General features: G+C 61.1%; 14 protein-coding genes. 10 read left to right on the top strand and 4 right to left on the bottom strand.

Annotation, left to right across the window (positions count from 1 at the left end; all coding sequences use genetic code 11):
- Window position 1 precedes the first annotated feature (1 nt).
- The gene (locus NKJ15_RS15315; RefSeq protein ID WP_352816047.1) at window positions 2–1,426 is read right to left on the bottom strand and encodes an SLC13 family permease; all 1,425 of its coding nucleotides are present in this window, start codon (window positions 1,424–1,426) and stop codon (window positions 2–4) included.
- A gap of 208 nt (window positions 1,427–1,634) precedes the next feature.
- On the opposite strand from NKJ15_RS15315, the gene NKJ15_RS15310 reads away from it, so the two are divergent.
- The 10 genes from NKJ15_RS15310 to NKJ15_RS15265 all read left to right on the top strand — a co-directional run bounded on the left by NKJ15_RS15310 (window position 1,635) and on the right by NKJ15_RS15265 (window position 10,434).
- Window positions 1,635–3,239: a sensor histidine kinase gene (locus NKJ15_RS15310; protein WP_352469745.1), complete on the top strand. Its 1,605-nt coding sequence runs from the start codon at window positions 1,635–1,637 to the stop codon at window positions 3,237–3,239.
- Window positions 3,217–3,897 (top strand): response regulator transcription factor, encoded by a 681-nt coding sequence (locus tag NKJ15_RS15305; RefSeq protein ID WP_352816045.1) that lies wholly within the window; start codon window positions 3,217–3,219, stop codon window positions 3,895–3,897. The genes NKJ15_RS15310 and NKJ15_RS15305 overlap by 23 nt, the downstream gene beginning before the upstream one ends.
- Window positions 3,898–4,295: 398 nt before the next feature.
- On the top strand, window positions 4,296–4,853 hold the full coding sequence (locus tag NKJ15_RS15300) for a DUF2938 domain-containing protein (RefSeq protein WP_352816043.1): 558 nt from the start codon (window positions 4,296–4,298) through the stop codon (window positions 4,851–4,853).
- Window positions 4,854–5,036: 183 nt separating this feature from the next.
- Window positions 5,037–5,681 carry a 50S ribosomal protein L25/general stress protein Ctc gene (locus NKJ15_RS15295; RefSeq protein WP_352469743.1) on the top strand — a complete coding sequence of 215 codons (645 nt, stop codon included), beginning with the start codon at window positions 5,037–5,039 and terminating at the stop codon, window positions 5,679–5,681.
- Window positions 5,682–5,704: 23 nt separating this feature from the next.
- Complete coding sequence (pth, locus tag NKJ15_RS15290) at window positions 5,705–6,430, top strand: aminoacyl-tRNA hydrolase (protein WP_352816041.1); 726 nt, start codon at window positions 5,705–5,707, stop codon at window positions 6,428–6,430.
- Between the two features lie 3 nt (window positions 6,431–6,433).
- A complete protein-coding gene (locus NKJ15_RS15285) occupies window positions 6,434–6,997 on the top strand; it encodes a hypothetical protein (protein ID WP_352770921.1) in 564 nt (187 codons plus the stop codon).
- Window positions 6,998–7,074: 77 nt separating this feature from the next.
- Entirely contained in the window at window positions 7,075–8,178 is a 1,104-nt protein-coding gene (gene ychF, locus NKJ15_RS15280; RefSeq protein ID WP_352816039.1) for a redox-regulated ATPase YchF, read from the top strand.
- Window positions 8,179–8,396: 218 nt separating this feature from the next.
- A complete protein-coding gene (corA, locus tag NKJ15_RS15275) occupies window positions 8,397–9,371 on the top strand; it encodes a magnesium/cobalt transporter CorA (RefSeq protein WP_352469737.1) in 975 nt (324 codons plus the stop codon).
- A 134-nt stretch (window positions 9,372–9,505) separates the two neighbouring features.
- Window positions 9,506–9,967 (top strand): MaoC family dehydratase, encoded by a 462-nt coding sequence (locus NKJ15_RS15270; RefSeq protein ID WP_352770919.1) that lies wholly within the window; start codon window positions 9,506–9,508, stop codon window positions 9,965–9,967.
- Window positions 9,964–10,434, top strand: a complete 471-nt coding sequence (locus NKJ15_RS15265) for a MaoC family dehydratase (RefSeq protein WP_352772566.1) — start codon at window positions 9,964–9,966, stop codon at window positions 10,432–10,434. Before NKJ15_RS15270 ends, NKJ15_RS15265 begins: the two co-directional genes overlap by 4 nt.
- A 46-nt stretch (window positions 10,435–10,480) precedes the next feature.
- On the opposite strand, the gene NKJ15_RS15260 is transcribed toward NKJ15_RS15265, so the two are convergent.
- From NKJ15_RS15260 to NKJ15_RS15250, 3 genes are all read right to left on the bottom strand, one after another.
- Entirely contained in the window at window positions 10,481–11,026 is a 546-nt protein-coding gene (locus tag NKJ15_RS15260; RefSeq protein ID WP_352469734.1) for an adenine phosphoribosyltransferase, read from the bottom strand.
- 213 nt (window positions 11,027–11,239) lie between these two features.
- Window positions 11,240–12,112, bottom strand: coding sequence for a cytochrome c1 (locus NKJ15_RS15255; protein ID WP_352816037.1), 873 nt, complete (start codon window positions 12,110–12,112; stop codon window positions 11,240–11,242).
- A gap of 89 nt (window positions 12,113–12,201) precedes the next feature.
- The coding region (locus NKJ15_RS15250; protein ID WP_352816036.1) for a cytochrome b at window positions 12,202–13,081 on the bottom strand (880 nt) is incomplete at its 5' end.

Here is a 13,081-nt window from a genome sequence, read left to right as displayed (position 1 = left end):
TCTACGGCTCTCCAACAAGTTGCAGATGGAGCGTGTTGAGCAGGGCTCCGGTGGCTGGCCACACGGCGACCGCGAACACGACGATGAGGATGAACTGCATCGGCAGCAGGATTGAGCTGAGCAAGGCGAGGTCTTTCGGGCCGTAGCCTTCCTCGTCGACCCCCGCGAAAAGCGCCACCGGTTTCGCGCAGATCGCGAGGGTTTGGCAAAAGCCGGTCGCCGAGACGAGGACAAACATTGCCAGGAGAGGGTCGAGCCGCGCTGTCGATGCGAGCATCAGCGCCGGGGGCAGCAGCACCGAGACACGCGCCGTGCGACTGTGGATCACGAGATGACTGAAAAGCCCAAGCAAGGCTAATAAGGAGATAAGCGCCAACGGGCCCAAGCCGGTGCCGCGCAGCGGATCGACAGTCGTCTCGATCAACCACCGATTGAGGCCTGATGCCGTCAGGCCGTCTGCCAAGCAGATCGTCGCCGCCAGAAACAAGAGCAGCTTCCACTCCGCACTCTTGATTGCATCGCCAAACGCCACGGAGCCTACTCTAGGAAGTGTGGCCAAGAGAGCGCCGCCAAGAGCGACAACGGTGGCATCAAGTCCGTGGACAGGTTCGGTCAGCCACGCGATGACAACCCCGCCGGCGATCCAGAGTATCGGCTGCCCTGCCAATCCGGCACCGCCACTAGTCACCGTCGTTGGCTGCAAAAGGGTCATCCGCCGTTCGACCGGCGACAGGAAAAGCCGGAGCAGGCATTCGACCGAAAGGAAGGTGCTTACGGCCGCAAACGGCAGGCCGAAAGCGATCCATTCCAGATAGCTTACTTTCACACCCGAGAGGCGGCCGACCATTTCGATCGCCAGTAGATGGGCACCGGCGCCGACGGGCGATGCAATGGCCGAGAGCAGGATAACAGTGGGGAACAGCAGCGCGAAGGCCCTTCGCAACCGGGCGCTTCCACAGCGTCCCGCGATCGCCTGAAAGGCGGGGATCATCAAAGCTGAGCGACCTGAGGTCGACGGAATGACGAAGGCTGTGGCGATCATGACGGCCGTCAAGGAATAGGCGATTGCGCGAACCGATCGCATGCGCCCCGTCACGAGGCCGAGAACGCGATCTGCGACCCCACTCGCCTTGAAGGTGGCCGCCAACATGAAGGAGGCAAGCAATAGCCAGATCAACTCATCGCCGAGCGCATGAAACAGCGCGCCTGGATCACGGTTGACCAGCAGCGCCATTGCCAGCCCGGCGGCGATCGCAACGAAGGTGTCGTCGAACGGCGTCAGGGTCCACCCGATGATCGCGACAAGCAGGATCTCGAGCGCGCGCCGGGCGTCGGACGGGAGCGCGGAGAGGCCGAATTCAATGATGGCCACACACAGGGATACACAGGTTCCGATCAGTGCGGCTCGCCATATCGGCCAGAGCACCGGCGGTGTCCTTTCCCGAAGGGTGGCGTCACTGTCGGTCCGAAAATCTACTTGTGCCAACCGAAACCTCGTCTAGTTCGTCGCCAACGTGGCGATGAGGGCGTCGCACACCCTCCGCTCGAACTTAGGAGGTTCCGATTAGACGCTTGCGAGGGCTCCGGTTAGAATTTGGTGAGAGGCATTATCCGATCGCCGGCAGGATTACCGCATGACCGTTCGAGGCCGCATCTTCCTATTTCAAATCGTCATTCTCGCCCTTGTCGGACTGATTTCAGGACTGGCATTCGCAACACTCCAGCTGACAGAGGAATTCGTCCGCCGAATCGACAGCGTCCACGGGCGGTTCGAGGCGCTCGCCGAACTCAATGGGCAAGCCAACAATTACACCGAGCAACTCGCTGAAGTCTTGCTGCTTGGGCCCGAGCAAATGCCGGATTTCGAAGCGGCGCGAGAAGCAGTGAAATCCGGATTCTACAAGCTGGAGGGCGCCACTCGCGAGGAACTCGGTGCTCTCGGATATTGGAGCGATAGACGCCAGGAGGAGGCCGAACTCAGATTCGTCGGTCGCGTCAAGGCGCTGTTTGAGGCGATCGATCGGGCCGCCCAGCGACTGTTCAGCCAGCGAACAAAGGGGGATCCAAAGGGCATCGTAGACGCCTTCCGCAACGATGTGGAGCACCGATTAGAGAACGATCTTGAAGAAATGATTGAAGCCGCTTTGCACGATGAGCGCAGGGAGGTTGGAGAGGAACTCGCCGGCGTCCGTGGCGCACAATGGCGGCTGCTGCTGCTGACCGGCGGCTTCGCTGCGTTGCTCATGCTGGGCAGTCTGGGGTTCGGCCTGGTCCTGCGACGATCAATCGCCACACCTGTGCGTGAACTGAACGAAAGCGCCAAAGCCATCGCTGCAGGCAAGCTCGACCATCGCGTTTCCGCGACCGGACGCGACGAGTTCGCTTCCCTCTCGCGAAGTTTCAACAGCATGGCCGAGGCTCTCGAGATCGAACGTGCTGCTCTGATTTCGGTACAGGACCGCTTGGAGGCGGAGGTTCAGTTGCGCACCCGTGAACTGCGGAAAGCCAATGAGCAACTGAGAGCGATCGATAGCCGACGCACACAATTTTTTGCGGAGGCAAGCCACGAACTCCGCACGCCGTTGACGATTCTCCGCGGAGAGGCCGACGTTGCCCTCCGCGGCCAACCGCGTGTTCGATCTTACCGCGAAGCTCTGAGCCGAATCCGCAATTGCGCTGAAGATATGGCTCGCAACCTGGGGGACCTTCTGGCATTCGCCCGCTCCGAAGCTGAAAATTTCAGGTTCTCCTTGCGCAACATCGATACCGGTGAGGTTGTGAAGGCGGCCGTTCAGGAGGCTTCCGTACTCGCAGGTCCCAAGCAGATATCCGTTGACCTGTCGCTCAACCCAGACCATTGCCTCATTCGGGGTGACGCCCAGCGCCTAAAGCAAGCGCTGCTGATCGGCTTCGACAACGCCATAAAGTACTCAAAGCCGTATCAGACAATAGCAGTCGAGATGGCTGAGCGTCATGGAATGCTTGAGATCGCCATCCGCGACAACGGTTCAGGGATCGATGCCAACGATCTCCCGTTCGTGTTTGACCGATATTATCGCGGGCGTGTCGGCGGGAGGTCCGCAGCCGACGGCCTTGGTGTTGGCCTCGCGATCGCCAAGGAGATTATAGACGGGCACAATGGCACAATCGGCCTTGAAGGAATTGAGCCTTCGGGAACCCTCCTCAGAATCAGACTGCCGCTGGTACATCGCACCCATGATTCGAATCCTGATCGTTGAAGACGACCGGCGTGTCTCCGACTTTCTCCGCCGGGGGTTGGAGGCCGAAGGCTTCCAGGTGAGTGTCGCGGAGGACGGTCGCGAGGGACTAGCCATTATTCGTACGGATCCATTCGATCTCGTGATCCTGGACCGTCTGCTTCCCTACCTGGACGGCCTTGAGCTGTGCCGGATCGTGCGATTGGAGCAGTGGCCGGTTCTCATCCTGATGCTGACCGCGAGGGAGACAATTCAGGATCGCGTAGATGGGCTCAAGGGCGGTGCCGACGATTACCTGACGAAACCGTTTGCGTTTGATGAACTGGTGGCCAGGATTGACGCGCTGCGCCGACGCCGTCAGGGTGCAGTGGATCGACAATTGCTTCGAGTGAGCCGCCTCAATCTCGACACGAGCGCTCGTCGTTTTGCGGACGGCGACCGGGAAATCAGCCTTACCCGACGTGAATTCGACCTTCTGCATTTCCTTATGCTCAATGCGGGGAAAGTGGTTAGCCGCGAGCGCATCCTCAACAATGTCTGGTCATACAGCTTCGAACCCGGGACGAAAATCGTGGAGGTATACATTCGCTATCTGCGTGCGAAGCTCGGGCCGGATGCATCGGCCAGCATTCAGACAGTTCGTGGGATCGGCTACATGCTGGTCGAGCGGAAGCCATAGAAGGTAGAGCGAACTCTTTGTCGCACCGTTCTCGCCGCTCGCTGGAAACCTTCCCTTCCGCAACGCCGCTTCCACCGCTTGTTTCCGAATAGGAGTTCATTGGCTCCCTTCCATGCTGCCGGCGCGCGCCGTCCACCCGCTGTGGGCATTGCCCCGCCGCGGTCCGACCTTTCCATTCGTGTTCTGGCTTGGCCGGCGACGCCGATTTTGGCGGCCGTTAACCGCTTTCGCAATTCACGCCCTCTACCCCCAGGCCTGCAGCCACCCAGTCGGGGAAGCCGCCTTCGAACCGGAGCGAGGCCCAGCCTCGTGCCCTGAGGATTGCCAAGGCGTCGGCCGAAAGAACGCACTGGACTCCACGACAATAGGCGACAACGAGTGAAACAAGAGATGCCAAAATGTTGGAGTTCGTTGTTCGTGCGGCCGTCGTTGGAATCGGCGCGACAGCCCTGATGGACCTCTGGGGATGGTTTCTGAAGCGAATGTTCGCGATTCCACCGCTTGATTACGCCTGGGTCGGCCGCTGGATCGGGCACTTTCCACATGGACGTTTTGCACATGCGAATATCGCACAAGCTGCCCGCGTTCGCGGCGAAACCGCCATTGGATGGAGTGCGCATTACGCGACCGGCATCGTATTTGCCGCAGCGCTGATTGGAGTGTGGGGCCTCGACTGGGCACGGCACCCGACAGTGCTTCCGGCCCTGTTGGTCGGCGTCTGCACCATCGTCGCGCCGTTCTTCGTGATGCAACCGGCTTTTGGGATCGGCATCGCGGCTTCGAAAGTTCCCAACCCGCGCACTGCGCGCCTGCCAGCCTTATGGCCCATCTGTCTTTCGGGGTTGGGCTGTACGTTGCAGCATCGCTTTCGGCATTGCTACTTCCGGCCTGATGGGACACGGTCCATCCTTGGCGCCCTTCCGCCCGCTTGCACCTCGCGCCGCCTTCCGCTATAGAGCCGCCACCCGCGTAGACACCCTTGGAGGCAACGCGGCGGAAGGCCGCCTTCCCGCATGATCCCGAAAAGTGGATTCCGGTTTTCGGACCAGGTCATGCGTTAGCTATGTCGGCTTTCGACGTTTACGGCCCCGGCACGTTGCCGGCCGCGAACGCTCCAGAACAACGCGAAAGGAAATGCCATGAGCCACGATACTTACGAGCTCAAGGCCGAAGCGCGCGAACAGGTCGGTAAGGGGTCCGCCCGTGCAGTTCGCCGCAACGGTAAAGTGCCTGCAGTGATTTACGGCGACAAGCAGCCTCCCCTGGCGATTGCGCTGACCTACAAGGACATCTACTACAAGATCCATGGCGGTGGGTTTCTGACCACGGTCGCCACGATCGATGTCGACGGCAACAAGATCCAGGTTCTGCCCAAGGATTTTCAGCTCGACCCGGTCAAGGATTTCCCTGTCCATGTCGATTTCCTGCGCATCGGCAAGGATACCGAAGTCAACGTCGATGTGCCCGTGCACTTCATCAATGAAGACAAGTCGCCCGGCATCAAACGCGGCGGCGTGCTCAACATCGTGCGCCACGAGGTCGAGTTCCACTGCCCGGCCAATGCGATCCCGGATTTCATCACCGTCGATCTCACCGGTACCGATATCGGCGATTCGATCCACATTTCGGCCGTCACCTTGCCGGCCGGCGTCAAGCCGGTGATCTCCGACCGCGACTTCACCATCGCGACCATTGCCGGCTCCTCGGCGATGAAGCCGGAGGCTGCGGAAGAGACGACTGAAGCGGCTGCGCCCGAAGCGGCTCCTGCCGCCGAAGAGAAGTAACCCCTTCCCGCCCGGAGGCGACGATGCTTGTCTTTGCAGGCCTCGGCAATCCGGGCGCGAAATACGCCAACAACCGGCACAATGTCGGCTTCATGGCGGCGGACGCGATCGCCCGCCGCCATTCCTTTTCGCCTTGGTCGAAGAAATTCCAGGGTCTGATTGCCGAAGGCACGCTTGCCGGCGAAAAGGTGATCCTGATCAAGCCGCAGACCTTCATGAACCTGTCCGGCCAGGCGGTCGGCGAAGCCTTGCGCTTCTACAAGCTCGGCCCTTCGGCGCTGACTGTCTTTTATGACGAGATCGACCTTGCCGCCGGCAAGGTGCGGGTCAAGGTCGGTGGCGGTTCCGGCGGCCACAACGGCATCCGCTCCCTCGACCAGCACGTCGGCAAGGATTTTCGCCGTGTGCGCATCGGCGTCGGCCATCCCGGCGTCAAGGAAATGGTGCACGGCCATGTGCTTGGCGATTTCGCCAAGGGCGACCGCGAATGGCTGGACGTGCTGCTCGACGCAATCGCCGATGGTGCCGGATTGCTTGCCAAGGGCGACACCAATTCGTTCATGAACCGCGTGACGCTGGCGCTGCGCGACAAGCTCACGCCGACGGACGACGACGATCGCCCGCCGCCCAAGGCGCCAAAGGCGCAAAGCCACGTTCGCCAGGCGCGGCCGCAGCAGCCGGCGGCCAAGCTGCCCGAAACCGGCCCGATGGCGGCCATGCTGAAGAAGCTTTTTGGCGGCAAGGACTGAGCCATGGATCTGGATGACATTCAGGAATTGGTCCGTCTCATCAGACAGAAGTATGTTGATTATTTCGTCACCGCTGCCGGCGAACTTGCTCGCAACAGCCAAGGATCGCATGCGACCGAAATCAAGTTTTCGAACGTCGATTCCTTCTATCGAAATTTCATCGCGGTTGATTTCGTCAGTAATGACGGACAGCCAAATCCGCAATTCATCAACAGCGATTCCTATGTGAAATTCTCTCCGGATATTCACGCCGGGATGGGTGGAATGGATGTCCTCATCTCACCTTTCAGGTGGGATGAGGTTCATTTTAAATTCCCTATAAATGAGCTCGACGGCGATCTCTTCGACGAATGGTTTCGCGGCTGGTTCGATATCGATAGCGAGCGTGAAACATCGGAGACCGTCGGAAACGTCATTCACAGTGCGCAATTGCTCGAGGGGCAACTGACCATCGATTTCGGAACCGCTGAGGTCGACGCGTTCTGGCATCTTCTGCAAATACTGAGCAGGTCCGGCGTTCGTTCGTTGGCGATAGGCACCGATGACATCGCGCAGCGTCTGAATTGAATTGCGCCTTGACGATCATCGGGGCTTTCGCCCATAGCCCTGATTAAATTTCGATTTCCCGATAGGACCAGACAAAAATGGGTTTCAAATGCGGCATCGTTGGCTTGCCCAATGTCGGCAAGTCGACGCTCTTCAATGCGTTGACCAGGACGGCGGCCGCGCAGGCCGCCAATTATCCGTTCTGCACCATCGAACCGAATACCGGCGAGGTGGCGGTGCCCGACCCGCGCCTGCAGAAGATCGCCGCGATCGGCAAGTCGAAGGAGATCATCCCGACCCGCATCTCGTTCGTCGACATTGCCGGCCTGGTGCGTGGCGCCTCCAAAGGCGAAGGGCTTGGCAACCAATTCCTCGCCAACATCCGTGAGGTCGACGCCATCGTCCATGTGCTGCGCTGCTTCGAGGATGACGACGTCACCCATGTCGAGGGCCGCATCGATCCTGTCGCTGATGCCGAGACCGTCGAAACCGAATTGATGCTTGCCGACCTCGACAGCCTTGAGCGCCGCATCGTGCAGATCCGCAAGCGTGCCGCCGGCAAGGACAAGGAAGCAGCGACCGCACTTCCGATGATGGAAGCGGCGCTTGAACTGCTGCAGGCCGGCAAGCCCGCCCGCATCCTGCTCAACGGCATCTCGGCTGAGGATCTACGCATCCTGCAGGGGCTGAATCTCTTGACCTCACACCCGGTGCTTTACGTCTGCAACGTCGCGGAAGCCGATGCCGCCACCGGCAACGCGCATACCAGGGCGGTCGAGAAGATGGCCGCCGCGCAAGGTGCCCACACCGTTGTGATTTCCGCGGCGATCGAGGCCGAGGTCGCCCAGCTCTCGGACGAAGAGGAAATGGAATTCCTGGCAACGCTCGGTCTGGACGAACCCGGCCTGAACAAGGTCATCCGCGCCGGCTACGAGCTGCTCCAGCTCATCACCTACTTTACCGTTGGCCCCAAGGAGACACGCGCCTGGACCGTGCACAAGGGCGCCAAGGCGCCGCAGGCGGCAGGCGTCATCCACACCGATTTCGAGCGCGGCTTCATCCGCGCCCAGACCATCGCCTATGAGGACTTCGTCAGGCTGGGCGGCGAAGTCGCGGCCAAGGAGGCCGGCAAGGCGCGCGACGAAGGCAAGGAGTATGTCGTCCAGGACGGCGACATCATGCTGTTCAAGTTCAACACCTGAACCTGCGAGGGAGCCCAATGGTCACCATTGCCGTCGCTCGATGACAAACTTCAAAGCAGGGTGTCGCAGTGCCTCTTGCGCTGCTTGACGGGCCATCGTGCGGGGTCTAAGGGGCCTCTGCACCGGCCTCGCGCCTCGCCTGCCCGTGTCCGTGCGATGTGACTGACGCGCCCCCTCCAAACGAACGCTCTTTGGCAACAGCAAGGGAGACCCCGGCGATGATCAAGGCCTTCGTCGTCGACAATGATCGCCTGCGCCTGGTCGACGATCTCGTGCAAAACAGCGACACTGTCGTCTGGGTCGACCTCTTCAACCCGACAAAGGAAGAAGAGACGACAATCGAGACCTGGCTCGGCATCGCCGTTCCGACCCGCGAAGAGATGGAAGAGATCGAGATCTCGAGCCGTCTCTACGTCGAGGACGGCGCCTACTTCATGACCGCCATTCTGCCTGCGCAGACCGAGGTGAACGATCCCTTGATGTCGCCGGTCACCTTCGTGCTCGCCGGAAGCAGGCTGATCACCGTGCGTTACCACGAGCCGAAGGCGTTCAAGACCTTTCCGCTGCGCGCGGAGAAGGTGGCGACCGGCTGCACCAGCGGCGACACCATCCTGATCGGACTGCTGGAGGCGATCGTCGACCGCCTCGCCGACATTCTGGAGCGCGCCGGCCGCGACGTCGAGGCGATCTCGCGCGACATCTTCGAGGCACGCTCGACCAAGGTTTCCAAGCGCAACCGCGACTTCCAGGAGCTGTTGAAAGGCATTGGCCGCAAGGAGGACCTCGCCTCCTCGATCCGCGACAGCCTGATCTCGCTGCAGCGCCTTGCCGGCTTTCTCGCCCATGCCTCCACGCAAAGCCGGATGAGCAAGGATACCCGCGCTCGCATCAAGACCTTGTCGCGCGACGTGCTGTCGCTCGCCGACCACGCCACGTTCCTGTCGCAGAAGATCAGCTTCCTGCTCGACGCGACGCTCGGCATGATCTCGATCGAGCAGAACGCCATCATCAAGATCTTCTCCGTCGCCGCTGTCATCTTCCTGCCGCCGACGCTTGTCGCTTCGATCTACGGCATGAATTTCGACATCATCCCTGAGCTCAAATGGCACTTTGGCTATCCCTTCGCCATCGGCATGATGGTGCTTTCGGCAATCCTGCCCTTCTGGTATTTCCGCCGCCGCGGCTGGCTATAGGGTCGTCAATACCGCGCTGCGGCTTGGGCGCAGCGGGCTGGCGCAATAGAAATTGCTTGACCAAATGCCGCCCTGCCTGCATCCGGGACCCGGACCCGTAGCGATCGTACAATCCTGAACAGGATTTCCAAACCATGACCGCAAAGACCTGGGCTTATGAGGATTTTGTCGAGGGCGCTTCGCTCGACCTGGGCACCAAGTTGGTAAGCGCCGCCGAAATCATAGAATTCGCCAACGAGTTCGATGCCCAGCCGATGCATCTCGACGAGGCCGCGGGCAAGGCCAGCATCCTCGGCGGGCTGGCGGCTTCAGGCTGGCACACCTGCGCCATGTTCATGCGCATGCTGTGCGATGCCTTCCTGCTCGACTCAACCTCCCAAGGCGCGCCGGGCGTCGACCAGGTCAAATGGAAACGGCCGGTCCTGGCCGGCGACCTGTTGACCGGCAGCACCACCGTCCTTGCCAAGCGACTGTCCAGATCGAAACCCCGCCTTGGCCTGGTGACCATGCGCAGCGAGTTGTTCAACCAGCGCGGCGAAGGTGTTTTCGAGCTCGAAAACACCGTCATGTTCCTCACCCGCGAGGGCAGTGCGTGAGCCTCGACGAATTCTTCTGCATCGGTATCACCGTCACGCTCGGTTCACATCGATTCGAACCGGAGGCGGTCAAGGCGTTCGCCCGCAAATACGACCCGCAGATATTCCATATCGACGAAGAGGCGGCGAGGAACAGCATATTCGGCGGGCTCTGCGCCTCGGGCTGGCACACCGCCGCCACCTGGATGAAATTGAACCTCCAGGCTGGCATAGAGGCAGAGGTCGCCCGCTGGCCCGGTCCCGGGCCGGTGCCGGAATTCGGTCCCTCGCCCGGCTTCAAGAACCTCAAATGGCCCAAACCTGTCTATGCCGGGGAAACCGTGACTTTCACCCGCACCGCGCTGGCCCATCGCCCCATCGCCTCGCGACCGGGCTGGCGGCTGCTGACGCTCCGCTCGGAGGCCTTCGATTCGACCGGCGACAAGGTCATCGAATTCGAAAGTGCCGTGCTGGTGAAGGTGGAGTGAGCGGAGTTCTTCCCTACTCCACAAGAAGGGGAGAAGGAAGAAACGCTCAATGCCCCTCAAACCCGATCAGCGTCCTCACCGGTACGCCGAGCGCCTCTAACCTCTCGCGGCCGCCAAGGTCCGGCAGGTCGATGACGAAGCAGGCGGCGAGGATGTCGGCGCCGATCTGCCGCAATAGCTTGACGGCCGCCTCGGCCGTGCCGCCGGTGGCGATCAAATCGTCGACGAGGATTACCTTCTCGCCTGGAGAAACACCGTCTTTGTGCATCTCCATCTCGTCCAGCCCGTATTCCAGGCTGTAGGCGACGCGCACCGTCTCGGAAGGCAACTTGCCCTTCTTGCGGATCGGCACGAAGCCGGCCGAGAGCTGGTGGGCGATGGCGCCGCCGAGGATGAAGCCGCGCGCCTCGATGCCGGCGATCTTGTCGATCTTGAGGCCGGCATAGGGATGCACCAGTTCGTCGATGGCGCGGCGGAAGGCCCGCGCATTGCCGAGCAGCGTGGTGATGTCGCGAAACAGGATGCCCGGCTTGGGATAATCCGGAATGGTGCGGATCGCGGCAAGCAGCGTCTCTTCGAGCGAGGATTTCATCAAGCGGCTCTCCGGGCCTTTCAGATTCGGCTGAAGACGTGAAGGGAATGGGCCAATCGTAACCCGGTGCAGCTAAGTCCGGCTACCGCCATGTGACGCCTGACAGAAAATTGTCCGGCAAAGGGGCCACTCTGCGCCGGCAGCGATGAATCGACATGCCTGCAATGAGAAGGGCGTCTTTCGACGCCCTCGCATTCTCGTAGATCGCAGGGCTCAGTGCGCCACGCCGGCCCACACCTTGCGTTTGGTCAGGTAGACCAGTGCGCCGAACAGCAGCAGGAAGACCAGTACGCGAAAGCCGGTCTTCTTGCGGTCCTCGAGGTGTGGCTCGGCCGCCCACATCAGGAAGGCCGACACGTCACGCGAATACTGGTCGACCGTCTGCGGCGCGCCGTCATCATAGGTTACCTGGCCGTCAGAGAGCGGCTTCGGCATCTTCAGCGACACGCCGGACAGGAAGTACGGATTGTAGTACGTGCCTTCTGGTATGACCATGCCCGCCGGCGGCTGCTGATCATAGCCGGTCAGCAGCGAGTGGATGTAGTCGGGGCCGCCCTGGGCATACTGGGTAAAGATATCGAAGACGAAGCGCGGGAAGCCGCGTTCAACCCCGCGCGCCTTTGCCAGCAGCGACATGTCGGGCGGTGCTGCGCCGCCATTTGCCGCTGCCGCCGCTTCCACATTGGGGAACGGCGCCGGGAAATGGTCGGACGGCTTGCCGGGACGATCGAACATGTCGCCGGCATCGTTCGGTCCGTCATGGATCGTATATTCGGCCGCCAGCGTCTTGATCTGCGCATCCGAATAGCCAAGGCCCTCCAGTGTACGGAACGCCACCAAATTCATCGAATGGCAGGCCGAGCAGACTTCCTTGTAGACCTTCAGCCCGCGCTGCAGCTGGGCCTTGTCGTAGGTGCCGAATGGCCCGGCGAAGCTCCAATCCATTTCGTTCGGTTCGTGTATCGGGAAATGCGTCGGCGCCGCCTCATTGTGCGCCTCTTCCTGGGCGCTGGCTCCAGTGCTTGCGGCACCCATGCCCGCGGCCAAAAGGCCAAGCAGCGCCAGCGAGGAGAGAATCTTCTTCATGCCAAATCCCCTTGAGATTCTCTGACGCGCCGTCACCGTCTCGAGCATGACCTTGTCCGAGTACCGGTTTCCACTTTTCGGAATCATGCTCAGCCCTTGGTTTCCGGCGCGGTCGTGGCGCCGGCAGGATGTCCACCGCCGCCCTTGTTCTTCTCGAGCACCGCCTCGGTGATCGAGTTCGGCAGCCGCCGCGGCTTTTCGATCAGCCCGAGCACCGGCAGCGCTACCAGGAAGAAGGCGAAGTAGAACAGCGTCGCCATCTGCGCCATGAATACATAGCTGCCCTCGGCCGGCTGCGAGCCCAGCCAGCCGAGCAGGATGGAGTCGGCCACGAACAGCCAGAAGAACAGCTTGTACCAGGGCCGGTAGACTGCCGAGCGCACCTTCGAGGTGTCGAGCCACGGCACCAGGAACAGCATGACAATCGCGCCGAACATGCAGAGCACGCCGCCGAGCTTGGAGTTGATGGGCCCGATATTGAAGGTGATAGCGCGCAGGATCGCGTAGAACGGCAGGAAGTACCATTCCGGCACAATGTGGGCCGGCGTCTTCAGGGGGTTGGCAACGGTGTAATTGTCCGGATGGCCGAGATAGTTCGGCAGATAAAAGACGAAATAGGCGAAGACGAACAGGAACACGATCATGCCGAACCCGTCCTTTATGGTCGCGTAAGGCGTGAAGGCGAGCGTGTCGGTCTTCGATTTGACCTCGATGCCGGTCGGATTGTTCTGGCCGACGACGTGAAGCGCCCAGATATGCAGCACGACAACGCCGGCAATCATGAACGGCAACAGGTAATGCAGCGCAAAGAAGCGGTTCAGCGTCGGATTGTCGACCGCGAAGCCGCCGAGCAAAAGCTGCTGGATCCAGTCGCCGACCAGAGGTATGGCGGTGAAGAAACCGGTGATGACGGTGGCGCCCCAGAAGCTCATCTGGCCCCAGGGCAGCACGTAGCCCATGAATCCGGTC

The organism is Mesorhizobium sp. M0207, assembly GCF_040321995.1.
Taxonomy (GTDB): domain Bacteria; phylum Pseudomonadota; class Alphaproteobacteria; order Rhizobiales; family Rhizobiaceae; genus Mesorhizobium.
The sequence above is the reverse complement of the archived record's forward strand: the minus strand, read 5'-3'. Positions and strand labels throughout refer to the sequence as shown.